Origin of the sequence: Mesorhizobium sp. 131-3-5, assembly GCF_016756575.1 — a bacterium.
Lineage (GTDB): Bacteria > Pseudomonadota > Alphaproteobacteria > Rhizobiales > Rhizobiaceae > Mesorhizobium > Mesorhizobium jarvisii.
This window is the reverse complement of sequence record NZ_AP023254.1, coordinates 97,391-119,647: the sequence shown is the minus strand read 5'-3', so window position 1 is coordinate 119,647 and position 22,257 is coordinate 97,391. Positions and strand designations below refer to the sequence as shown.

General features: G+C 64.0%; 21 protein-coding genes. 4 read left to right on the top strand and 17 right to left on the bottom strand.

Features of this window, described 5'->3' with window-relative positions; genetic code table 11:
* Positions 1–25: 25 nt before the first annotated feature.
* From JG747_RS00560 to JG747_RS00545, 4 genes are all read right to left on the bottom strand, one after another.
* The gene (locus tag JG747_RS00560) at positions 26–1,315 is read right to left on the bottom strand and encodes a cysteine desulfurase-like protein (RefSeq protein ID WP_202360949.1); all 1,290 of its coding nucleotides are present in this window, start codon (positions 1,313–1,315) and stop codon (positions 26–28) included.
* A gap of 49 nt (positions 1,316–1,364) precedes the next feature.
* Positions 1,365–2,039 carry an amino acid ABC transporter permease gene (locus JG747_RS00555; protein ID WP_019862987.1) on the bottom strand — a complete coding sequence of 225 codons (675 nt, stop codon included), beginning with the start codon at positions 2,037–2,039 and terminating at the stop codon, positions 1,365–1,367.
* A 150-nt stretch (positions 2,040–2,189) separates the two neighbouring features.
* Positions 2,190–2,987, bottom strand: coding sequence for an ABC transporter substrate-binding protein (locus JG747_RS00550; protein ID WP_019862988.1), 798 nt, complete (start codon positions 2,985–2,987; stop codon positions 2,190–2,192).
* A 395-nt stretch (positions 2,988–3,382) separates the two neighbouring features.
* Complete coding sequence (locus tag JG747_RS00545) at positions 3,383–4,144, bottom strand: HpcH/HpaI aldolase family protein (RefSeq protein ID WP_202360948.1); 762 nt, start codon at positions 4,142–4,144, stop codon at positions 3,383–3,385.
* Positions 4,145–4,267: 123 nt separating this feature from the next.
* Between JG747_RS00545 and JG747_RS00540 the strand changes: the two genes are divergently transcribed.
* Positions 4,268–5,362, top strand: coding sequence for an LLM class flavin-dependent oxidoreductase (locus tag JG747_RS00540; protein ID WP_064984550.1), 1,095 nt, complete (start codon positions 4,268–4,270; stop codon positions 5,360–5,362).
* Here JG747_RS00540 and JG747_RS00535 read toward each other — a convergent pair.
* The 13 genes from JG747_RS00535 to JG747_RS00475 form a co-directional block, all read right to left on the bottom strand.
* The gene (locus JG747_RS00535) at positions 5,359–5,772 is read right to left on the bottom strand and encodes a RidA family protein (protein WP_019862992.1); all 414 of its coding nucleotides are present in this window, start codon (positions 5,770–5,772) and stop codon (positions 5,359–5,361) included. The genes JG747_RS00540 and JG747_RS00535 overlap by 4 nt on opposite strands.
* Positions 5,773–5,836: 64 nt before the next feature.
* Positions 5,837–6,985, bottom strand: a complete 1,149-nt coding sequence (locus JG747_RS00530; RefSeq protein WP_038651948.1) for an acyl-CoA dehydrogenase family protein — start codon at positions 6,983–6,985, stop codon at positions 5,837–5,839.
* A 210-nt stretch (positions 6,986–7,195) separates the two neighbouring features.
* Positions 7,196–8,008 carry an enoyl-CoA hydratase family protein gene (locus JG747_RS00525; protein ID WP_064984552.1) on the bottom strand — a complete coding sequence of 271 codons (813 nt, stop codon included), beginning with the start codon at positions 8,006–8,008 and terminating at the stop codon, positions 7,196–7,198.
* Entirely contained in the window at positions 8,005–8,475 is a 471-nt protein-coding gene (locus JG747_RS00520; RefSeq protein ID WP_010913223.1) for a MarR family winged helix-turn-helix transcriptional regulator, read from the bottom strand. The genes JG747_RS00525 and JG747_RS00520 overlap by 4 nt, the downstream gene beginning before the upstream one ends.
* Positions 8,469–9,242, bottom strand: a complete 774-nt coding sequence (locus JG747_RS00515; protein ID WP_019862995.1) for an SDR family NAD(P)-dependent oxidoreductase — start codon at positions 9,240–9,242, stop codon at positions 8,469–8,471. Before JG747_RS00515 ends, JG747_RS00520 begins: the two co-directional genes overlap by 7 nt.
* Complete coding sequence (locus JG747_RS00510) at positions 9,239–11,533, bottom strand: bifunctional salicylyl-CoA 5-hydroxylase/oxidoreductase (RefSeq protein ID WP_202360947.1); 2,295 nt, start codon at positions 11,531–11,533, stop codon at positions 9,239–9,241. Before JG747_RS00510 ends, JG747_RS00515 begins: the two co-directional genes overlap by 4 nt.
* Positions 11,534–11,676: 143 nt before the next feature.
* On the bottom strand, positions 11,677–12,276 hold the full coding sequence (locus JG747_RS00505) for a VOC family protein (RefSeq protein WP_027047708.1): 600 nt from the start codon (positions 12,274–12,276) through the stop codon (positions 11,677–11,679).
* 77 nt (positions 12,277–12,353) lie between these two features.
* Positions 12,354–13,190 (bottom strand): ATP-binding cassette domain-containing protein, encoded by an 837-nt coding sequence (locus JG747_RS00500; protein WP_202360946.1) that lies wholly within the window; start codon positions 13,188–13,190, stop codon positions 12,354–12,356.
* Positions 13,183–14,061 (bottom strand): ABC transporter ATP-binding protein, encoded by an 879-nt coding sequence (locus tag JG747_RS00495; RefSeq protein WP_202360945.1) that lies wholly within the window; start codon positions 14,059–14,061, stop codon positions 13,183–13,185. Before JG747_RS00495 ends, JG747_RS00500 begins: the two co-directional genes overlap by 8 nt.
* A complete protein-coding gene (locus JG747_RS00490) occupies positions 14,058–14,927 on the bottom strand; it encodes an ABC transporter permease (protein WP_171903239.1) in 870 nt (289 codons plus the stop codon). The genes JG747_RS00495 and JG747_RS00490 overlap by 4 nt, the downstream gene beginning before the upstream one ends.
* Entirely contained in the window at positions 14,893–15,900 is a 1,008-nt protein-coding gene (locus JG747_RS00485) for an ABC transporter permease (protein ID WP_202360944.1), read from the bottom strand. Before JG747_RS00485 ends, JG747_RS00490 begins: the two co-directional genes overlap by 35 nt.
* Before the next feature lie 91 nt (positions 15,901–15,991).
* Positions 15,992–17,521 (bottom strand): ABC transporter substrate-binding protein, encoded by a 1,530-nt coding sequence (locus tag JG747_RS00480; protein WP_019863002.1) that lies wholly within the window; start codon positions 17,519–17,521, stop codon positions 15,992–15,994.
* Positions 17,522–17,632: 111 nt separating this feature from the next.
* The gene (locus JG747_RS00475) at positions 17,633–19,207 is read right to left on the bottom strand and encodes a phytoene desaturase family protein (RefSeq protein WP_202360943.1); all 1,575 of its coding nucleotides are present in this window, start codon (positions 19,205–19,207) and stop codon (positions 17,633–17,635) included.
* A gap of 119 nt (positions 19,208–19,326) precedes the next feature.
* Here JG747_RS00475 and JG747_RS00470 point away from each other — a divergent pair, with 119 nt between their 5' ends.
* The 3 genes from JG747_RS00470 to JG747_RS00460 are packed head-to-tail and all read left to right on the top strand — an operon-like array spanning position 19,327 to position 22,228.
* Positions 19,327–20,118: a cyclase family protein gene (locus JG747_RS00470; RefSeq protein WP_010913233.1), complete on the top strand. Its 792-nt coding sequence runs from the start codon at positions 19,327–19,329 to the stop codon at positions 20,116–20,118.
* A gap of 56 nt (positions 20,119–20,174) precedes the next feature.
* Positions 20,175–21,746, top strand: coding sequence for a phytoene desaturase family protein (locus tag JG747_RS00465; RefSeq protein ID WP_202360942.1), 1,572 nt, complete (start codon positions 20,175–20,177; stop codon positions 21,744–21,746).
* Positions 21,746–22,228, top strand: coding sequence for a MarR family winged helix-turn-helix transcriptional regulator (locus tag JG747_RS00460; RefSeq protein WP_019863006.1), 483 nt, complete (start codon positions 21,746–21,748; stop codon positions 22,226–22,228). Before JG747_RS00465 ends, JG747_RS00460 begins: the two co-directional genes overlap by 1 nt.
* The last annotated feature ends 29 nt before the right edge of the window (positions 22,229–22,257 follow it).

The following is a 22,257-nucleotide window of genomic DNA, read 5'->3' as shown; positions in this document are numbered from 1 at the left end:
GCAGCCATCAGGCCACCTTCATCGATCAGGACAGCCTGGCGATAATCGCACGCAACGCCTCGCCGAATTTGTGCACTTCCTCGACCGTGTTGTAGTGCACCAGCGAGGCGCGGATGGCGCCGCTGTCCATCGACAAATTGAGGCGCTTCATCAGCCGCGGCGCATACATGTGGCCGTCGCGGATGCCGATCTGCATCTCGGCCATTTCCTCGACGATCCGCTGCGGTGACAGTCTGCCGATGTTGAAGCAGAAGGTCGGCACGCGCTCGTTGATGCGGGCTTCATCAGCAACACCGTAGATGGTCGCGCCGCAACCTTTCAGCACGGCAAGCATCTCGCGCGCCAGAAGCAGCTCATAGTCGCGGATGGCGCCCATGCCGGCGACGATGTTTTCGCGCCGCGAGCGGTTGTTGGATGGAGCCAGATTGCGGCCGATCAGTTCCAGATACTGCACGGCGGCATCCATGCCCGAGACATTCTCGTAGATGAAGGTGCCCGCCTCGACCTTGTAGGGCGGTTCGTCGGGGATGAAATCCTCGCGGAAGGTCGGCAGCCGCTTGAGCGTTTCGAAGCGGCCCCAGAGAAAACCCATATGCGGCGAGAAATTCTTGTAGCCGGAGCAGACGAGATAGTCGCAATCCCAGGCCTGCACGTCGATCAGCCCGTGCGGACCGTAATGCACGCAGTCGAGGAACACTTCCGCGCCGGCTGCATGCGCGATCTCGGCCACCGAGGCGACATCGACGATCGAGCCGATCGAATGCGCCGTCACCGTGCAGGCGACGAGGCGGGTGCGCTCGGAAACCAGTGGGCGCAGATCATCGACATGCAGATTGCCGTCCTCGCGCATGCGCCACCATTTGAACTTGGCGCCGACGGATTCCAGCGCCAGCCAGGTGGCGATGTTGGCGTCATGGTCCATGTCGGTGATGATGATCTCGTCTCGCCCCCCATCCATGTCTTTGGCGAGCATCTGGCCGATGCCGAGGCTGACGAGCCGGATGAACGAGGTGGCGTTCATGCCGAAGCAGATTTCCGCCGGGCTATAGGCATTGATCAGCAGCGCCACGCTTGTCCGGGCGTCGGCGACGGACTGATCGACGGTGACGCTGCGGCCATAGCGGCCGCCACGCTGCACATTGTGCGAAACCAGATGGTTGGTCACCGCGTCGAGCACGCTTTGCGGGATCTGCGCGCCGGCGGCATTGTCCATGAAGATGAAATCGCCGGCCCGCTGCAGGGCGGGAAACATGGCGCGGATAGTGTCGACGGGGAACGCTGAGGCGTTCGCATTGTCGGTCTGGTGCTTGTTCACGGGTTACGCTCCTGCGAAGAATTTGGCGGGTGGAGATCGGTTGGCGAGGTCAGCGCGCCTTCTCGGTCTTGAAGCGGTCTTCAAGCAGGCTGACGAGGCGCACCATCGGCCAAAGGAAAATGAGATAGACCAGTGCGGCGCCGATCAGCGGCGAGGGGTTGGCGTAGAGCGACTGGGCGTTGGTCGCTTCCTTCAGGAGTTCCGGCAACGCCACGGTCGAGGCGAGCGAGGTGTCCTTGAACATCGAGACGCAATTGCTGGTCATCGGCGGGATGACCACGCGGATCGCCTGCGGCAGCACGACCTTGCGCAAGGTCAAGAGGAACGGTAGGCCAAGCGCCTGCGACGCCTCAAACTGGCCTTTCGGAATGCTTTCGATACCGGAGCGGAACACTTCGGCCGAATAGGCCGACATGATGAAGGCGAAGGCCGTCACGGCGGACGCCCAGGACGACAGGCGGATGCCGAGGAAGGGCAGCGCGTAATAGATCAGGATCAGCACCACCAGCACCGGCAGCGCGCGAAAAATGTCGGTGTAGCCGACCGCCAGCCAGCGCACCGGCTTCGGCGCATAGAGCCGCAGCAGGCTGATCACCAGGCCGATGGGGATGCCGATGCCGATGCTCAAAATGCCAAGCAGCAGCGTGTTCAGGAAGCCGCGCAGCAGCGCCGGCAGGCTGGACATGATGACATCGGGATTGAAGAAGGTGTCGATCAGCGACATGGGAGCGTTCCCGAACCCCAAAGCCAGGGGTGCTCAAAGTTAAGACCAATCGACCTCGCCATGGCGAGACGGTCCGCGCGGCAGCGGCGCCGGAGCAGGAAATGAATCGTGCCGGCCTGGAAAGCCAGCACGATTTCAGTTCATCTCCGCTCAGGCCTTCGGCAGCGGCATTTCCTTGACGGTCGAGGAATCGGCCGGCGCGTCGCTGCCGAACCATTTCTTGTGGATCGCGGCCAGCGTGCCGTCCTTCTTCATCGCGGTCAGCGCGTCGTTGAGCTTGCCGAGCAGCGGATGGTCCTTGGTCATCATCAGGCCGTACTGTTCGCCGGTCTTGATGCGCTGCTTGACCTTCAGATCCTTCATCTTGGTGAAGGAGTATTCCATGCCCGGAATGTCGCTGACGGCAGCGTCGACGCGGCCGGCGCTGAGGTCGAGCAAAAGGTTCTGCTGTGTGTCATAGCCCTTCACATCGCTGAAGCCGTCGGCTTCCTGATGCGCCTTGACCCAGGTCTCGCCGGTCGAGCCGGACAGCACGCCGACGATCTTGCCCTTGAGGTCGGCTTCGGTGTTAACAGCGCTGTCGGTCTTGGTGGCAATGCCCATGTCGGAATCATAATAGGGCTGGGTGAAAGACTGCGACTTCAGCCGCTCGGCCGTGATGGTGATCGACGAGATGGCGACGTCGATGCGCTTCGACGTGGTGGCCGCGAACAGCGCCTGGAAGCCGAGATCGGCGATATCGGTGGTCATGCCGATGCGCTTGGCCGCTTCGTTGACGATGTCGACTTCAAAACCCTCGAAAGTGCCGCTCTCGTTCTTGTACTCGAAGGGCGGATTGGTCGGGTAGGCGCCGACATTGAGCACATCGGCGGCATAAGCCGTGGCGGGGCCGGCGGCAATGCCGATGGCAGCGGCGAGCAGGATGAGATTGCGACGTGTCAGGTTCATGGTGTTCCCTCTGGGGTATCCCCTCTGGTTGTTGATCGGGCGGGGCTCGCCCCGCACGGTTTCTTGCCGTCCCGCCTCCCAGCGGGGCGTCAATTCATGGCAGCGACCTGCGCGCGCGGTTGGCGATGGTCTCTGTTTGCGGATCACGGATCTGGCGGCGCCCGCCGTCGGAAGCACAGCGTGCGCTGGATGATGACTGGGGCAGCATGAACGACAAGGACTGAACCCCCCAAAGCACCACGATGGATTGGCCGGTAACCCCTGTGGCACGGCCGCCGTCATCGATCTTGAATGCTTATCCAAAGTGGGGCGCATTTCAAGGTGAAAGTTTTAAGCTTAAAAAGCTTGGCTTGCGTGTTGCTCCAGCGATACGCCTTTTGTCTGGCCGAGCGTGTCTATGCCAATTCGTCGCGCGCCGCGGCAGCGTTGGCCGCGGCGCCGGCGCCCAGAAACATCGTGTCGCTGGCCAGCACGAAGAAACTCGCGCCGAGGCCTGCCCACCGGCCGATGGTCTGTGGGCTGGCGCAAAATATGCCTGATGTCTTTCCATGGGCGATCGTGGCAGCAATGATCGTCCGGATCGCTACATTGAGCTTGTCGGCGCCTTGCTGTCCGATCGCGTCGATCGACACCGAAAGGTCGCCGGGGCCGACGAAGATCACGTCGACGCCGTCGACGGCCGCGATCGCATCGATGTTGGCCAACCCCTCCGCGGTCTCGACCTGGACCGCGACGACGGTCCTGTCGTTGGCGCCGGCAAGATATTCGGGAATGCGATAGCCATAGCCGGCGGCCCGGCCAGGCCCGACGCCACGCTCGCCCAGCGGCGGATAGCGCGAGGCCTTCACGGCTGCTTCGGCCTGGGCAGCGGTCGAGACGCGCGGCACCAGAACGCCTTGCGCGCCGCTGTCCAGCGCCGCCTGGATGGCTTCCGGTGCATGGCCGGGAACGCGCACCATCACCGGCACGCGATGCACGTCGGCCGCGCGGACCATGGTCTCGATCATGTCGCGCGAGATCTGCGCATGCTCCCAGTCGATGCAAAGGAAGTCGAGACCGGACAGTGCCATCACCTCGACAGCGACCGGATGGGGAATGGCGGCAAACGAACCGACGAGGTTTGCCTTGCCGATGCATTTCTGGCGGAATTCGCTCATGCCGATCCCCTTTGTCGTCTGGCCCAAACTCATATCCGCAAACGGCGGCGAGGCGAAGCTATTTCAGGCTTGAAATATTTTGCCGCCACCGTAGCGTGTGATCTCCCGCCGCGAGTTCGAGACATGATGAAAACGCATCCGTTGCACGGCCCGAACAAACTGAAGCTTGGCGTCTTTTCGACCAATGCCGATGGCGGCCTTGCCATATCAGATGTTCCGGAACGCTGGGCGGCGAACTGGCAGGACAATCTGACGGCGGCGCAGATCGCCGACCGTGCCGGCTTGGAGTTCATGCTGCCGATCGCCCGGTGGCGTGGTTTCGGCGGCCGCAACAAGGTGCGCGAGTGGTCGTTCGAGACCTTCACCTGGGCGGCGGCCCTCAGCATGGCCACCGAACAGATCGGCCTGTTCATGACCGTGCATGTGCCGCTCGTGCATCCGCTCTATGCCGCCAAGGCGCTGGCGACGGTCGACCATATCAGCCAGGGCCGCGCCGGCCTCAACATCGTCTGCGGCTGGAACCCGAAGGAATTCGGCATGTTCGGTACGCCACTGGTCGAGAAGGGCTACGACCAGGCGGCCGAATGGATCGAAATCCTCGAGAAGCTCTATGCGTCGTCCGAGCCGCTCGACTATGAAGGCACTTACTATCACCTGAAGGAAGCGGTGAGCCGGCCGGCCAGCCTGCAAGTTCCGCGACCGGTGACGATGAACGCCGCGTTCGGCGGGCCGGGCCGCGATTTCGCCGCCGCCCGGTGCGACTACCTGTTCACGACCTTTTCCGAGATGAGCGATGCCGGCAAGCATGTCGCCGACATTCGCGAACGCGCCGACAAGGTGGGCCGCGATGTCGGCGTCTACACGGTGGCGCATGTCGTCTGCCGCCCGACGATGGAAGAGGCGCAGGCCTATTACACGCGCTATGCCGTTGATATGGCCGACCACGACGCGGTCGATGCCCACATGGCCGGCAAGAAGGAATTCTCGCAATCGCACGACCCGCATGCCTATGACCGCTACCGGCAGCGTTTCGCCGGCGGCGCCGGCACCTATCCGCTGATTGGCACGCCCGAAACGATCGCCGCCGACATGGCCGCCATTGCCGGGCAGGGTTACCAGGGCATCGCGCTGTCATTCGTCAATTACACGCAGGAACTGCCCTATTTCTGCGACCACGTGTTGCCGATTTTGAGGAAGGCAGGCCTGCGGGTAACTTAGTCCAGACGAACGAGTTCGTCCGGTATCACAGCGGTGGCCTGGATCTCCACCTTGGCGCGATCCTCGACCAGCGCCATCACCTGCATGGCGGCCATCGCCGGGAAATGCCGGCCGATGACCTCGCGATAGGCTTCGCCGAGCCCCCTGAGATTGGCGAGATACTCGGCCTTGTCGGTGAAATACCAGGTCATCGAGGTGATGTGCTGTGGTTCAGCGCCGGCCTCGGCCAGCACAGCGACGATGTTTTGCAGCGTCTGCCGCACCTGGCCGACGAAGTCGTCGGTTTCGAACTGGCACTGCCCGTTCCAGCCGACCTGTCCGCCGACGAAGATGAGCCGTCCACGCGCCGCGACGCCGTTGGCGTAGCCGACCGGTTTGGCCCAGCCTTCCGGCTGCAGAATCTCATGCATTTGAAGCCTCCCGGTATTCCTGAAAACCAAGTCTCGAAATCGAATGCCCGTCAATTTCATGCCGTCAGGCCGCGCCCATCACTTGCCGCGCGATGACCACTTTCTGCACGTCGGAGGCACCCTCATAGATGCGAAGCGCGCGGATCTCGCGATACAGGTTTTCGACGATGTGGCCTTTGCGCACGCCATCGCCGCCATGCAACTGTACCGCTCTGTCGATTACCTCTTGCGCCTTGTCGGTGGCGAACAGTTTTGCCATCGCCGCCTCGCGAGTTACCCGCGCGGCGCCCATGTCCTTGGTCCAGGCGGCGCGATAGACGAGAAGTGCCGCCGCGTCGACGTCGAGCGCCATGTCGGCGATGTGGCCTTGCACCATCTGCAATTCGGCCATCGGGGCGCCGAACAGGTTGCGTTCGGCCACTCTGCTGATGCTTTCGTCCAGCGCCCGGCGGGCAAAGCCGAGCGCCGCAGCGCCGACGGTCGAGCGGAACACGTCGAGCACCGACATGGCGATGCGGAAGCCATCGCCGGACTTGCCGATCAGCGCCGAGGCCGGCAGGCGGACTTTGTCGAAGGACAGCCGCGCCAGCGGATGTGGCGCGATCACTTCGAGGCGCTCAGCGATGCCAAGGCCCTTGGCGTCACCCGGTACGATAAAGGCCGAAAGCCCCTTGGCACCCGGCGCCTCGCCGGTGCGGGCAAAGACGATGTAGAGATCGGCAATGCCGCCATTGGAGATCCAGGTCTTTTCGCCTGACAGAACATAGCTGTCGCCGTCGCGGGTCGCCGTCATCTCGGTGTTGGCGACATCCGATCCCGAGCGCGGCTCCGACAGGGCGAAGGCCGAGATTGCCTTGCCGGCCCGCGTCTTCGCCAGCCATTGCTGTTGGTCCGCCGTGCCGAACAGGCTGAGCGCGCCGGTGCCCAGCCCTTGCATGGCAAAGGCGAAATCGGCGAGCCCGTCATGGCGCGCGAGCGTCTCGCGCGTGATGCATAGTGTCCGCACGTCGAGCGGGCCGGAATTGTCGGTGTCGACAGCTGTCGGCTTCAGCCAGCCGTCACGGCCAAGCTTCGCCACCAACGCTCGACAGGCGGCATCGACGTCGTGATGATCGACGGGAAGGTTTTTCGCGCACCATGCTTCCAGGCTTTCGGCAAGTTCGCGATGGCGGTTCTCGAAGAACGGCCAGTTGAGAAAGGATCGGTCAGGCATGGAGGTAACCTTCCGCGTGTCGTTGCGAGGCACCCCTCTCTGTCCTGCCGGACATCTCCCCCGCAAGGGGGGAGATTGGCAGCTTTGCCGACGGCTTCGACCTGGCGACGTTGGAGATTGGCGAAAACAGAACGTACAGCTGATCTCCCCCCTTGCGGGGGAGATGGCCGGCAGGCCAGAGGGGGGTGCCTGGGCGAAAACCGATCATCCTCAATTCCCCTCGAACACTGGCTTTTCCTTGGCCACGAACGCCTTGTAGGCGCGCTCGAAATCGCGCGTCTGCATGCAGATCGCTTGTGCCTGCGCTTCGGCCTCGATCGCCTGGTCGAGACCCATCGACCATTCCTGGTTGAGCTGCGTCTTGGTGATGCCGTGGGCGAAGGTCGGGCCTGAGACGATGCGCGCTGCCATGTCGAGTGCATCCGCCTCGAGGGAGGCCGCATCGACCAGCCTGTTATAAAACCCCCAACGCTCACCCTCGGCGGCCGTCATGGTGCGGCCCGTATAGAGCAGTTCCGCGGCACGGCCCTGGCCGATGATGCGCGGCAGGATCGCGCAGGCGCCCATGTCGCAGCCGGCAAGGCCGACGCGAGTGAACAGGAACGCGGTCTTGGCCTCCGGCGTGGCGATGCGGATGTCGGAGCTCATGGCGATGATGGCGCCGGCGCCGACCGCCACGCCGTCGACGGCGGCGATGATCGGCTTGCCGCAATTCAGCATCGCCTTGACGAAATCACCGGTCATGCGGGTGAAGGCGAGAAGCTGCTTCATGTCCATCTTGACCAGTGGGCCGATAATGTCGTGGACATCGCCGCCGGAGCAGAAATTGCCGCCATTGGAGAGGAACACCACGGCGTCGACGTCGTCGGCATAAACGAGGTCGCGGAACGCATCGCGCAACTCGGCATAGCTGTCGAAGGTCAGCGGGTTCTTGCGCTCCGGCCGGTCGAGCCGGACCTTGGCGATCCTGCCCTCGACCTCCCAGAGGAAATGCTTCGGCTTCAGCCCGGCCATCCCGGTCATTCGCGTCCCTCCCAGTTGCTGCGGAACGAGGTCAGCATGCCGGTCAGCCGGCGGGCGTCCTCCTCGCTGACCTTGCCCAGCAATTCGCCGATCCAGCCCTCATGGGCGGCAGCGATCGTGGCAAAGGATTTGGTGCCTTCCTCGGTCAGCCGCACCATGGAGGTGCGGCGGTCGCCATTGCGGCGGGCGCGAGCTACCAGCCCTTCCGAAACCAGCCGGTCGACAATGCCGGTGACATTGCCGTTGGAGACCAGCAGGAAGCGCGACAGGTCGCTCATCAGCATGCCTTCCGGCACGCGGTACAGCGCCGCCATCACGTCGAAGCGCGGCAGCGTCGTGTCGAATTCCTTCTTCAGGCGCTCGCGCAACTCGGCCTCGATCGTGCGCGAGGCGCGCAGCAGCCTGATCCACAGACGCAGACGGTCCTTGCCGGGTCCCGACGGTGCGGGCAGGGGGCCGGCTACCATGTTTCGCCTCCTGAGATGGAAATTGCCTGTCCGGTGATCGATGACGCCGCATCGCCACACAGCCACAGCACGGCGGCGGCGACTTCCTGCGGCTGGATGAAGCGGCCTTGCGGATTGGTCGAGACAAGGCTCGCCCGCGCCTCGCCGGCAGAGCGGCCGGTCTTTTCGATGATGCGCTGGATGGACTCTTCCAGCATGGCGGTCTCGACAAAACCCGGGCAAACCGCATTGACGGTGACGCCGGATTTCGCGGTTTCCGCCGCCAGTGCCCGCATCAGCCCAACGACGCCATGCTTGGCCGCCACGTAAGGTGCCACGTAAGCGTAGCCCTTCAACCCTGCCGTTGAGGCAATGAAGATGATCCGTCCTGTCTTGCGCGCAGCCATCCCGGCCAGCGCAGGTTTCACCGTCAGGAAGGCGCCAGTCAAATTGACGTCGAGCGTCTTCTGCCAATCGGCCAGCGTGGTCTTGTTCGCTGGTGTGCTGCCGGCCATGCCGGCATTGGCAATGACGATGTCGAACGGCCCGCGCGCGGCTTCCGCCGCGTGGTAGAGCGAGGCCATCGACGCCTCATTGGTGACATCGGCGGCAATACCGAAGATACGGCCGCTTTCGCCGGCCACCTTGGCAAGCTCCGCTTCGCGGCGGCCACAGATGGTCACATTGATGCCCGCTTCCGCCAGCGCCAGCGCTATGGCCCGGCCGACACCGGAGCCACCACCAGTGACCAGCGCATGCTTGGCGGAGATCGCTGGTGCCGCCGTCATACTTTCAGCCCCGCGGCCGCATCGCGCTCGGCCAGCCGGTAGATCTGGTCGCGGCCGGGCAGGTAGGGATCCGGCCATTTGACGCCGCGGTCGCCGAGCGTCACCGCCGCATGCAGCGTCCAGTAGGGATCTGCCAGATGCGGCCTTGCCAGCGCGACCAGATCGGCGCGGCCGGCCATCAGAATCGAATTGACATGGTCCGGCTCGTAGATGTTGCCGACCGCCATCGTCGCCATGCCGACCTCGTTGCGGATTCGGTCGGAAAACGGCGTCTGGAACATGCGGCCGTAGACCGGCTTGGCCAGTGCCGATGTCTGCCCGGCCGAGACGTCGCATATGTCGACGCCGGCTTCGTGCAGCAGCCGCGCGATCTCGACCGCGTCGGCCGGCGTCACGCCTTCGATGCCGACCCAGTCATTGGCCGAAATGCGCATCGAGATCGGCTTCTCCGTCGGCCAGGCGGCGCGCACCGCGTGGAAGATTTCGAGGGGATAGCGCATGCGGTTTTCCAGTGAGCCGCCATATTCATCCGTGCGCCGGTTGGTGACAGGCGTGATGAAGGACGACAGGAGATAACCATGCGCGGCATGGATCTCCAGCATGTCGAAGCCGCAACGGTCAGCCATCTCGGCCGAAGCCACGAATTGGTTGCGCACCAGGTCCATGTCGGCGCTGTCCATCGCCTTCGGCACCTGGTTCTCAGGCGACCATGCGACAGCCGATGCCGCCATGACAGGCCAGTTGCCCGACGCCAACGGCACGTCGGTGCCTTCCCAGCCGAGTCGGGTCGAACCCTTGGCGCCGGAATGGCCGATCTGGGCGCAAATCTTGGCCTCGGTCTCGGAATGGACGAAATCGACCAGCCGCTTCCACGCCACTTCGTGTTCGGGCGCGTAGAAGCCGGGACAGCCGGGCGTGATGCGGCCTTCCGGGCTGACACAGGTCATCTCGATATAGACGAGCCCGGCGCCGCCCTTGGCACGCTCGGCATAGTGGGTGAAATGCCAGTCGGTCGGGCAGCCGTCGACGGCCTTGTACTGCGCCATCGGCGAGACGACGACGCGGTTCTGCAGCTTCATGTCGCGCAGCTTGAACGGCGCAAACATCGGCGCGCGGCGCAGCCTGTTGCGGCCGGCACCCGCCTGGCGCTGGAACCATTCTTCCGCGCCGCCCAGCCATTCGGCATCGCGCAGCCGCAAATTCTCGTGGCTTATGCGCTGCGAGCGGGTCAGCAGCGAATAGTTGAACTGCACCGGATCGAGGCCGAGATAGCGTTCGACCTCCTCGAACCATTCGAGCGAATTACGCGCCGCCGATTGCAGCTTCAGCACTTCGGTGCGGCGCGCATCCTCATATTTGCGGAAGGCGGCATCGAGGTCCGGCTCGGTTTCCACATACTCGGCCAGCGCCACCGCGCTTTCCAAGGCGAGTTTGGTGCCGGAGCCGATCGAGAAATGCGCCGAGGCCGCCGCGTCGCCCATCAGCGCCAGGTTCTTATACGACCAGCGTTCGCACAGCACGCGCGGGAAATTGATCCAGGCCGAGCCCCTGATGTGGTTGGCATTGGTCATCAGCGCATGGTCGCCGAGATGCTTGGCGAAGATGCGCTCGCACACCGCGATCGATTCCTGCTGCGTCATCGCGCCGAAGCCGAAGGCAGCCCAGGTCTGTTCGCTGCATTCGACGATGAAGGTCGCCGTCTCGCTGTCGAACTGGTAGGCGTGCGCCCACACCCAGCCATGCTCGGTCTTCTCGAAGATGAAGGTGAAGGCGTCGTCGAATTTCTGGTGGGTGCCGAGCCAGACGAATTTGCATTTGCGGGTGTCGATGTCGGGCTTGAAGATGTCGACGAAAGTGTTGCGCGCCCTGGAATTCAGCCCGTCGGCGGCGACGACCAGGTCATGAGTCTCCATGTAAGGCTTGGGATCGGCGATATCGGTCTCGAACATCAGCTTGACGCCGAGCTCGCGGGCGCGGCGCTGCAATAGGATCAGCAGCCGCTTGCGGCCGATGCCGCAAAAACCATGGCCTGACGAGACCGTGCGCACGCCGTCATGGATGACGGCAATGTCGTCCCAATAGGCAAAATGCTTCTTGATCCAGACGGCGCTGACCGGATCGTTTTTGGCGAGGTTATCAAGCGTTTCGGCCGACAGCACCACGCCCCAGCCGAACGTGTCGTCGGCGCGGTTGCGCTCGAACACCGTCACATCGTGCGCGGCATCCCTGAGCTTCATCGATATGGCAAAGTAGAGGCCGGCTGGACCGCCGCCGAGAACCGCAACCTTCATCTGTGCGATCTCCTCTTCGCTTGCTGCCTTGTGAGTATCGCGCCAGCGGCAAAATATTTCAAGCTTAAAGTTTTATGTCGAAATCATTGTCCTGATACCGGGCGGCGCGCTTGCGTGTCGTCCCGCAAGCGCGCGCCGAAGGATCACTTTTCCGGGTTCTTCGGGCTCCACAGCACCGTCTCGGCACCTTTCTCATAGGCCATGCCGTCGGGGTAGCTGATCGCTTCCAGCTGCAATCCCCAGGGCGCCTGGAAATAGAGAATGGTCTGGCCGGCGGCGGGGCCTTCCTTGACCGGCAGAGGTCCCATGCGCGTCTTGACGCCCTTGCCGTCGAGATAGGCCTTGGCGGCGGCGACGTCGTCGACATAGAGGGCGATGTGGAAGCCGCCAATGTCGCTGTTCTTCGGCGTCAGATCCTTCTGGTCGGGCGCGGTGTATTTGAACAGCTCGATGTTCGAGCCATAGCCGCAACGCACCATGGTGACCTGCTCGATGACGGCCTTGGGATCGACGCCCAGAAGGTCCTGCATGAAGGTGCCCTTGTCGTCGGCGAACGGGCCGAACGACATCGCCTTCTTGCAGCCGACCACCTCGGTGAAGAAGTCGACCGCCTGCTTCATGTCGGGGACGGTGATGCCGGTGTGATCGTGGCCGCGCATGCCGGGGATCGAATCCGCCGAGGCCATGCCGGCGCCGCCAAGGACAGCGGCGGCAAGCGTTGCATTTCGAAGTATCGTCTTCATGTCAGTCCTCTCCATTGGCGGGACCTGGGTCTTTGCGGTCGCATGTCCGAAACCCGCTTTTCGGCATGCGAATGCATTCATGTCGGGGCTTTGGCGGCGGCCGGAATGTCCAGCCAGCCGGCGTCGATCTCGGGCAGCGGAATGGCCGCGATGAGGTCGCGCGTGTAGACTTGGCTGGGGTTGTCGAACAATGCGTCGGTGGCGCTGGCCTCGACGATCACGCCTTCGCGCATGACGATGACTTGCCGGCACAGCCGCCGGATGACCGACAGGTCGTGGCTGATGAAGGCGACGGTCAGGCCCATCTCCGCTGCCAGCTTCTCCAGCAGGGTCAAGATCTGCGCCTGCGTCGAGACGTCGAGACCGGAGACGATCTCGTCGGCCAGCACGAATTTCGGCGACAGCGCCAGCGCACGGGCAATGCCGACCCGCTGGCGCTGGCCGCCCGACAGCTCGTGGCGGTAGCGGCTGGCAAAGCTCTGCGGCAGGCCGACCCGCTGCAGCGCCTCGGCGACGCGTTCCTTGAGCCTGTCGCCAAGCCCGTTCTGCTTGAGCGGCGCGGCGATGATGCTGGCGATGGTGCGGCGCGGGTTGAGCGACGACATCGGATCCTGGAAGATCATCTGCAGGTCGCGGCGTAAACGCCGCAGCTCCGCCTCCGGCAGATGGGTGATGTCGCGGCCCTCGAAGCTGACGCTGCCCGCGCTCGGCTCCAGGAGACGAACCAAAGCGCGGCCAAGCGTCGACTTGCCGGACCCGGACTCGCCGACGATGCCGGTCACCGAGCCCCTCGGCAGGTCGAAGTCGAGCCCTTTCAGGATTTCGGCCAACGGCGCACGGCCGATCAGCGGCTTGCGCGTCATGTCGGGCAAGGCGACCTTCAGCCCGCGCACGGAAAACAGCGGCTCAACCATGCGGCCGCCTCCACGCCAGGTCCGCTGCCGCGATCTCCGCGGCAAGCCCGGCCAGCACCGCTTCGTCCACGGGTCTCAGCGAGGCGAAAGGGTCGGTGTAGCGCGGCGTCGCCGCCATCAGCGCCCGCGTATAGGGGTGCTGCGGGGCGGCGAAGAGCGCTGCCGTGTCGGCTTCTTCAACCACCTTGCCTGCATAAAGCACCGAGACCTTCTGGCTGATCTTGGCGACGACGCCGAGATCATGGGTGACGAACAGGATCGCGGTGCCGTGCTCGCGCTGCAAGGCGGCGATCAGGCGCAGGATCTGCTTCTGCACGGTGACGTCGAGCGCCGTGGTCGGCTCATCGGCGACGATCAGCCGGGGTTCGGCGGCGAAGGCGGCCGCGATCAGCACGCGTTGGCGCATGCCGCCGGAGAGCTCATGCGGGTAGCTTTTCAGCACGCGCTCGGGGTCGCGGATCTGCACCTCGTCCAGCAACTGCCGGATGCGCGTGTCGGCCTTCTCGCCGCTCCAGCCAAGGATGCGCACCAGCCGGTCGGTCATCTGCGGGCCGATGCGGCGCGACGGGTTGAGCGCGGTTAGTGGATCCTGCGGGATCAGCGCCGTGCGGGCGCCAACCAGCGTGCGCCTTGCCTTGGGCTGAAGCTTGCCGAGGTCTTCGCCTTCGAGCAGCATGTCGCCCTCGACGATGCGCACGCTCGACGGCAACACCCCGAGCACCGCCTTGCCGATCATCGTTTTGCCGGCGCCGCTCTCGCCGACCAGCGCGCGGACCTCGCCGGGCTGCACGGCGAGCGACACCGAGCGCAGCACGCGCCGGCCGTTCGGCAGCACGGCGCTGAGATTGGCGATGTCGAGACAGGCGCTCATCGCAGCACCGGGTCGAAACGCGCCTTCAGCGCTTCGCCGAACTGGCTGAACGACAGCACGGTGAGGATCAGCGTGATCAAAGGAAACACCAGCACCCACCAGGCCTGGTGGATCGATAGACGGCCTTCCGCAATGATGCCGCCCCAGGTCGGATCGTCGGTCGAGATCGACAGATTGACGAAGGACAGGATCGCCTCGACGATGACGGCGATGCCCATCTCCAAGGACAGCAGCGCCACGATCGACGGCACCACATTGGGCAGCACTTCGCGCAGCATGATGCCGATGCGGCCATAGCCGGCGATGCGGGCATTCTCGACATAATCCATGCGCGACTGGCCCATCGCCTCGGCGCGGATCACCCGGCAGAAGCGCGTCCAGTCGATGATCGCAATCGCCAGGATGACAGAGCTGAGGCCCGTGCCCAGCACCGCCACCAGCAGGATGGCGAACAGCACCGGCGGAAACGCCATCCAGATATCGACGATGCGCGAGATGATGCGGTCCGCCCAGCCGCCGAAATAGCCTGCGATCAGCCCGAGCGTCGAGCCGACGAGGCAGGCGGCGATGGCCGCGGCAAAAGCGACGATGAAGGCGATACGGCCGCCGAAGATCAACCTGGACAACAGATCGCGGCCGAGGCTGTCGGTGCCCAGCCAATAGCCGGGCTCGGCGCCATCGAGCCAGAAGGGCGGCAGCCGCTCCAGCATCAGATCCTGCGCCAGCGGGTCTTGCGGCGCGACCAGCGGCGCGAAGATCGCCGCCAGCAGCGCCAGCAGCAGCCAGCCGCCGGCGAGCCACAGCCTGGGGCTCAGTCCGCGTCTTGAGGCCCTATCCATGACGCAGCCTCGGATTGAGCAGCGCATACATCATGTCGACCACGAGATTGATCAGCACGAACAGCAGCGCGAAGACCAGCACGATGCCCTGGATCAGCGGCAGGTCGCGGTTGATGACGGCATCGATCGCCATGTTGCCTAGGCCTTCGTAGGAAAACAGCCGCTCGACGATGACGGTGCCGCCGATGAGGAAGGTGAACTGTACGCCGACAAGGGTCAGCGTCGGCAAAGCCGCGTTCTTCAGGGCCTCGCGCAGGATGACCTGCGTTTCCGAAAACCCCTTCACCCGCGCAAGCACGACATAGTCGAGGTCGAGCACTTCCTTCAGCGACTGTTTCAGCAGTTGCGAGATGATAGCCGCCAGCGGCAGCGCCAGCGCCACCGCCGGCATCAGCATGTGTTTCAAAAGGTCCCAGGTCAGGTCGAAGCGCAGCCGCAGCAGGCTTTCGAAGAAATAGAACTGGGTGGCGAAGGGCAGGTCGAGCTGCGGCGACACCCGGCCGGAAATGTCGAAGATCGGCACCAGCACGCCGAACAACAGGATCAGCACCAGGCCCCAGAGGAAATCGGGAATGGAGAGTGCCGCCCCGCTGGCGATGTCGATACCGACTTCCACCGCCGTGCCGCGTTCGCGCGCGCCGAGAACGGCCGTCGTACCGCCGAGCGCCACTGCCATGATCAGCGCGACGATGGCCAGCTCCAGCGTGGCCGGCAGCCGGTTGAAGACGAGGCCGAGCACATCCTGCCGCAGCGAAATCGAGGTGCCGAAATCGCCGCGGATAACGCCGGACAGCCAGATGAAGAATTGCTGCACGATGGTCTTGTCGAGCCCGTAGAGTGCCCGCAGCCGGGCGATGTCGTCATCCGTCGCGCCGGGCGGCAGCATCATGGCGATCGGATCGCCGGGCGCGACGCGGATCACGACGAAGACGACGACGGCCACGCCGAACAGCGTGATAAGCATCGTCAGAAGACGAATCAGGAATCGTTGCAGGAGCATGTAAATCTTTGCAGGAGCCCGATGGCTCGTATGCCTGATAGAAAAATGCGCGCCGTCGCTATGGACGGCGCGCGGCAATTCCAGGCCGATATCAGGCCGGGGTCATCAGGGCCGGCAGCAGCGCACCGGAAATGTGCTGCACGACATTGACCTTCTTCGAGTGCACGATCGGCTGCGCGTACTGGATGAGCGGCAGCACATAGGCCTCTTCGGCAATGTACTTGTCGACCGCTTTCCAGCCGGCGATGCGCTTGGCCTCGTCCTTCTCGCCCCAGAGCGGGCCGATCTTGGCGTCGAGGTCGTCGGTCTTCCAGGACGAGTGCGGCGAGGGTCCGAACATGGCGAAACCGGTCGAGGTGGTCGGATCGCCGATGGAATTGCCCCAGTTGTAGAAGGCCGCCGGCGCCAGCTTGTGCGCGGCGCGCAGTTCATAGTGCTTGGCGATCTCGTAGACCTCGATCTCGGCCTCGATGCCCACCTTGCGCCACATGCCGACGATCGCCTGCACCATTTCGTAGTCCTTGGGCTTGAAGCCCTTGGTGGTCTGTATAGTGAACTTCGCCGGCTTCTTGGTCGAATAGCCGGAGGCGGCGAGCAATTCCTTGGCCTTTTCCGGATTGTGCTCGACCTTGATCGACGGATCATAGGCGGCGTATTCCGGCGTCTCCAGCGTGTCGATCGGCTGGCCGTAGCCGCGCAGCAGCCGCTTGACCAGAAGCTCCTTGTCCACCGCCATGACGGCTGCCTGGCGGACATTCTTGTCGAGCATGGCGTCCTTGTTGTTGAAGAAGATCATGCCGATGTCGGAGACATTCTTGATCGAGCCGGCGAGTCCGTCCTTGGCGATCAGCCGGTCGTATTCTTCGTAAGGGATTTCGAGCGTCACCTGCGAGGAGCCGGATTCGATCTCGGCGACGCGGCTCGCCGCATCGGTGACGAACTTGATCGTCACATTCTCGAAAGCCGGCTTACCGCCCCAATAGTTCGGATTGGCCTTCAGCCGCAGGAAGGCGTTGCGCTCGAATTTTTCCACCATGTACGGGCCGGTGCCGATCGGCGCCTTCTCGAAACCTTCGGCGCCGACCTTCTCGTAATAGGCCTTCGGCAGGATGTAGCCGGTCAGGAACGACATCCATTTGAAATAGACCGGGTCGAACTGCACCACGTCGCCGGTGATCTTGTTGCCGTCGATCTTGAAATTGTTGACGTTCTTCCAGACGAACTGGATCGGGTTGCCGGTCTTTTCGTCGCCCGCGCGCTGCAGCGACCAGACGACGTCCTCGGGCGTGAAGGGCGAGCCGTCATGCCATTTCACGCCTTCGCGCACTGTCATCATCACCTTGGTGCGGTCGTCGTTCCAGCCCCACTCGGTGAGCAGGCCGGGCGCGAAGGACAGGTCGGGCTTTTGCGGGATGATCTGGTCGAACACCGACTGGTAGAGGCCCTGGATCGTCGGATTGACAGCCGAAGGTCCGGTTGTCGGATCCCAGGATGGCAGGTTGACATTGTATGCGATGGTCAGTTCGCCGGCCGCCGCCTTGGCTATTTTCGGCAGGCCAACCGCGGCCACGCCGAGTGCCGCGGCACTGTATCCCAGCAATTCGCGTCTGTTGATTTTCATGGTCGTTCCCCTTGTTGGTTATTGTCTTTGCGCGGCACTATCCGTTCATGGGTTCAGGCTTCGTCGGCAGCAGCGCCTTGCCTCTCGTCACCTCGATAAAATCGTCGGAGCCTACCTCCCGCCAAGCTGTTGCGCGAGCATGAAGCCCGAGGCCGCACCGGTGCCGGCGCCCGGCCATGTCGCGGCTCCCGTCAGATGCAGATTGCCGACCGGCGTGTTCCAGCCGGCATAGCCACGCGCCGGGCGAAACAAAAAGTTCTGCGCCAGATGGTGGCTGCCGCAGACCTGGTCGCCACCGACCAGGTTCGGGTTCTCGCGCTCGAGATCGATGGGCGAAAAGACCGAACGGCCAAGGATTTTGCTCCGCAGGCCGGGCGCATAAGTCTCGATGATGTCGAGCACGCGCTCGGCGTAGGCGTCCTTAACCTGATCCCAATGCGCGGGCGCGATCTGCCCTCCCGCGTCGCCTGTTATCTCGGGAGGCAGCATGCGCACCTGTACCCACAACACATGTTTGCCTTGTGGCGCGCGTGACGGATCGATCGCGGTCGGCTGGCCGACGACCAGCACCGGTTCGTCCGGCAGCATGCCGGCCATTGCCTGCTGATAGGTGCGCGACATTGCGTCGAGCGAGGGCGACAGATGCACATAGGCGAACCGCCGCAACTCGGCGCCGGCACGCCAGTCCGGCAGCTCGTCCAGCGCCAGGTGGATCATCATCGTACCCGGCGCGTACCGAAATTTCTTCATCGCCGTGTCGAACCCGGCATTACCGGAACCGCCGGGCAGCAGCTTGCCGGTCAGCGCCTTGGGCGCGACGCCTGCGATAACCGCTTTGGTCGCGGTATGCGTTTCTCCTGAAGCCAGCCGCACCCCGGTCGCCTTGCCGTTGGAAACCGTGATCTCCGCCACTTCGGCGCCGGTGACGATCTGGCCGCCGGCGGACGTCACCATGCCGGCCAGCGCCCGGATGATGGTGTCGGCGCCGCCCTTGCCCAGCACCATGCCGAAACTCTGGTTGGCCATCGATTCCAGATAGGGGAACACCGCGCCCCCGGCGATATCGGGGGCGAAGTCGAGATGCATGCCCCAAGTGGCGAGCGTTGCCCGTACATGCGGCGACTCGAACGTCTCCTCCAGCCAGGCTCGTGGCGACGACAGCAGCAGTCGGCCGGTGTCGAGCGCGCCGGACATGCCTTTCTTGCGCCACAGGTTCCACGCCGAGCCGGCCAGCGCGCGGGCGCTCATCGGTGAGCCCAGCAGCCGGAACAGATGTTCGGCCTCGGCCGGGAAGGCGGCAACCAGTCCGCGCCATGTCGCGGCATCGGCGGCGGAGAAAGCAGCCATGCGCGTGGCTGTCTTTTCCAGGTCGTTGCTGACGCCGAACCAGCGTCCGTCTGGAAAGGCGCTGGCGAAACAGTCGGCGACCGGGGCGAATTCCAGGCCCTGCGCTTTCAATTCATTTGCATATTTCCGGTGAAAGGCGGAGCCGGCAAAGAGGCTCAGATTCATCGCGCCGAAATCATGGCGGAAGCCGGGAAGGGTGAATTCGCGGGTCTGGACGGCGCCGCCGATTGTTGCGCTGCGCTCGAAAATCCCGATTTTCCAGCCTTTGAGCGCCAGATGCGCGGCGCATGCCAGACTGTTGTGGCCCGCCCCGACAAAGATGGCGTCGAACTCGCTCACGCCCCGTTCCCATTTCCTTTATGCTTAAAGATAATTGCAGATGCATATGTTTTCGTCTAGTAGGATATTAAGGGCCGAGACGAGCCTTGATCATCATCGAAAAGAGGGAACAGAAGACCATGGACACCCAAAAACTCCTCGGCGAAGTCGCCGGCCAGTTGCTGTCAGGCGCCATCAAGGTGGTAGACCTCTCGGCGCAGCTCGGGCCTGACACGCCGCTGATCAAGCTGCCGCCGGAACTCGCCGTCGACACGCCGAAGGTCGAGATCCATTCGATCTCCCGCTATGACAAGAACGGTCCGTGGTGGGCGTGGAACTGGCTGAAGCTCGGCGAACATTCGGGCACGCATTTCGATGCGCCGCAGCACTGGATCACCGGCAAGGACTATCCTGACGGCGCCACCGACACCATTCCGGCGCAGAACTTCGTCGGCCCGGTCAATGTCATAGACTGCTCCAAGGAAGCCGCAGCCGATCACGATTTCCTGCTCACCGTCGACCACATCAAGGCGTGGGAAGCCAAGCACGGCGCCATCAACGCCGGTGAGTGGGTGGTGATGCGCACCGATTGGTACAAGCGCAACGGCTCGGAAGCCGAGTTCCTCAACGCCAACGAGACCGGCCCGCACACGCCCGGCCCGACGGCCGAGGCCATCCAGTATCTGATAGCCAAGGACATCAAGGGCTGGGGCTCGGAGACGATCGGCACCGATGCCGGCAAGGCGGGCGGCATGGAGCCGCCATTCCCTGCACACACGCTGATGCACAAGGCCAACCGCTACGGCCTGGCCAGCCTGTGCAACCTCGACCAACTGCCGCCGAAGGGCGCCATCCTGATCGCCGCACCGCTCAAGATCGAGCACGGCACCGGCAGCCCGATCCGCGCGCTGGCGCTGGTGTCGGGAAAATAGAGCGAGGTGGGTCTTCGGGAGAAGATCATGCGCCCGACGGTCGAGAGCAACTGTCAATGAAAGCGCCCGATCACATCGTCGTCGGCAGCGGCATCAACGCGCTGGTCTGCGCGGCGATGCTTGGCGGCAAGGGTGCCAAGGTGCTCGTCCTCGAACGCAACGACCGCATCGGCGGCTGCATGCGCACCGAGGAGATCACCGCGCCCGGCTTCATCCACGATGTGATGGCGACGACCTTCGTGCTGTTCATCACCTCGCCGGCCTTTGCGGCATTGGGCGGCGACCTCGCCCGGCATGGGTTGGAGTTCTGCCACACCGGCAGGCCGACCGGCGTGCTGCGGCCGGACGGCAGCCATGCCGTGCTCAGCACCGACCGCGCCGCCAATGTCGCCGTCCTCAATGCGATCGCGGCGGGTGATGGCGACCGGCACGCCGACGATGTCGGCGGCATCGAACGCAATGCCGGCCTGCTGTTCGGCCTGCTCGGCGGCAGCCTGTGGTCCTATCCGACGGCCAAGCTTTTGGCCGGCGATGCCTGGCGGCGCGGCCCGCGCGGCCTTGCCGGCTTTCTCGGCGAGGCGCTGGCGCCGGCGCGCGGCTGGCTGGAAAGCACCTACCAGTCCGAGACCGTAAAGGCGCTGTGGGCGCCCTGGGTGCTGCATGCCGGGCTGGGACCGGAAGATGCCTTCTCCGGCCAGATCGCCAAGGTGATCGCTTTCGCGCTCGAAGCCGCGGGCGCCCCGATCGTCAAGGGCGGGGCAAAGAACCTGCTGTCGGCCTTCGAGGCATTGATCATCGAGCGCGGCGGTGTCATCTCCACCGAAGCCGACGTCGCCTCCATCATCCTGGCTGGTGGTCGCGCCACCGGTGTGCGGCTGGCCTCGGGCGAAACGGTCCATGCGAAGAAGAGCGTCATCTGCTCGGTGACGCCGACGCAGCTTTATGGCCGGCTGCTCGGCAATGAGGCTCCCAAAGCCGACGTCGAGGCAACGCGGAAATACCGCTATGGCAAAGGCAACTTCCAGATCCACTACGCCCTGGACAAGCCGCCGGCATGGCGCGGCGAAGGACTGGACAAGGTGGCGCTGCTGCATCTGACGCCGGGCCTGGATGGCGTGTCGAAAGCCTGCAACGAGGCGGTGCGCGGCTTGCTGCCGGAAGTGCCGACCATCTGCGTCGGCCAGCCGCATGCGCTCGACCCGTCGCGCTGTCCGGAGGGCAAGGCAATCCTGTGGCTGCAACTGCCAGAGGCGCCTCGCCACATCAAAGGCGATGCCGCCGGTAAGCTGCAGGCCCCGGCTGACGGGCAATGGACCGACGCGCTGCGCGAGGCCTATGCCGACCGCGCTGAAGCGATCCTCGCCAGCCATATCGATGGCTTCAAGGACAATGTCATTGCCCGCCGTGCCTATTCGCCTGCCGACCTCGAAGCGATGAACATCAATCTGGTCGGCGGCGATCCCTATGGCGGTTCCTCGACCATAGACCAGTCCTTCCTGTGGCGGCCGTTCAAGACCAGCCGCAACCACCAGACCGGCATAAAGGGGCTTTATCATATCGGCGCCTCGACCCACCCGGGCGCGGGTCTCGGCGGCGGTTCCGGCTTTCTCCTGGCGGGGAGGCTGTGATGGAGCAGAAGGTAGCGGAAAAGCGCCAGCGCATTTCGACGCTCGGCCAGATCGGCCTGCAGCAATTCGCGCCCTATCTGATGAACCGCATCATGGGCCGCTACAACGCCACCTTGCGCGACGATTTCCGCAAGCAGGGCCTGACCATTCCGCAGGTGCGCACGCTGGCCGTGCTGTCGGTCACCGATGGCGTCACCGTCAACGACCTCTCGGTCTATACGGTGATCGAGCAGTCAACCTTGAGCCGCACGCTGGACACGCTGGAGGGGCAAGGCTTCGTGCGGCGCGAGCAGGGCATCACCGACAGCCGCATCCGCCATGTCTTCCTTACCGACGAGGGCCGCGCCGAGTTCGCGCGCGCTTGGCCGGCCATGCATGACGCGTTCGAGGCGATGTTCGACGATATCGACGATGCTGAATATGCGGCACTCATCGCAACGCTTTTGAAGATGCTCAAGAACATTCGCAAGCACGACATCTAGACGTACGCGCCGCCGGCTCGCTGCGGCAA

Bases quoted from the DNA above. Each gene is read 5' to 3' on its own strand.
- JG747_RS00555 (WP_019862987.1), bottom strand. From the start codon at position 2,039: ATGTCGCTGATCGACACCTTCTTCAATCCCGATGTCATCATGTCCAGC.
- JG747_RS00550 (WP_019862988.1), bottom strand. From the start codon at position 2,987: ATGAACCTGACACGTCGCAATCTCATCCTGCTCGCCGCTGCCATCGGC.
- JG747_RS00545 (WP_202360948.1), bottom strand. From the start codon at position 4,144: ATGAGCGAATTCCGCCAGAAATGCATCGGCAAGGCAAACCTCGTCGGT.
- JG747_RS00540 (WP_064984550.1), top strand. From the start codon at position 4,268: ATGATGAAAACGCATCCGTTGCACGGCCCGAACAAACTGAAGCTTGGC.
- JG747_RS00535 (WP_019862992.1), bottom strand. From the start codon at position 5,772: ATGCATGAGATTCTGCAGCCGGAAGGCTGGGCCAAACCGGTCGGCTAC.
- JG747_RS00530 (WP_038651948.1), bottom strand. From the start codon at position 6,985: ATGCCTGACCGATCCTTTCTCAACTGGCCGTTCTTCGAGAACCGCCAT.
- JG747_RS00525 (WP_064984552.1), bottom strand. From the start codon at position 8,008: ATGACCGGGATGGCCGGGCTGAAGCCGAAGCATTTCCTCTGGGAGGTC.
- JG747_RS00520 (WP_010913223.1), bottom strand. From the start codon at position 8,475: ATGGTAGCCGGCCCCCTGCCCGCACCGTCGGGACCCGGCAAGGACCGT.
- JG747_RS00515 (WP_019862995.1), bottom strand. From the start codon at position 9,242: ATGACGGCGGCACCAGCGATCTCCGCCAAGCATGCGCTGGTCACTGGT.
- JG747_RS00510 (WP_202360947.1), bottom strand. From the start codon at position 11,533: ATGAAGGTTGCGGTTCTCGGCGGCGGTCCAGCCGGCCTCTACTTTGCC.
- JG747_RS00505 (WP_027047708.1), bottom strand. From the start codon at position 12,276: ATGAAGACGATACTTCGAAATGCAACGCTTGCCGCCGCTGTCCTTGGC.
- JG747_RS00500 (WP_202360946.1), bottom strand. From the start codon at position 13,190: ATGGTTGAGCCGCTGTTTTCCGTGCGCGGGCTGAAGGTCGCCTTGCCC.
- JG747_RS00495 (WP_202360945.1), bottom strand. From the start codon at position 14,061: ATGAGCGCCTGTCTCGACATCGCCAATCTCAGCGCCGTGCTGCCGAAC.
- JG747_RS00490 (WP_171903239.1), bottom strand. From the start codon at position 14,927: ATGCGCTGCTCAATCCGAGGCTGCGTCATGGATAGGGCCTCAAGACGC.
- JG747_RS00485 (WP_202360944.1), bottom strand. From the start codon at position 15,900: ATGCTCCTGCAACGATTCCTGATTCGTCTTCTGACGATGCTTATCACG.
- JG747_RS00480 (WP_019863002.1), bottom strand. From the start codon at position 17,521: ATGAAAATCAACAGACGCGAATTGCTGGGATACAGTGCCGCGGCACTC.
- JG747_RS00470 (WP_010913233.1), top strand. From the start codon at position 19,327: ATGGACACCCAAAAACTCCTCGGCGAAGTCGCCGGCCAGTTGCTGTCA.
- JG747_RS00465 (WP_202360942.1), top strand. From the start codon at position 20,175: ATGAAAGCGCCCGATCACATCGTCGTCGGCAGCGGCATCAACGCGCTG.
- JG747_RS00460 (WP_019863006.1), top strand. From the start codon at position 21,746: ATGGAGCAGAAGGTAGCGGAAAAGCGCCAGCGCATTTCGACGCTCGGC.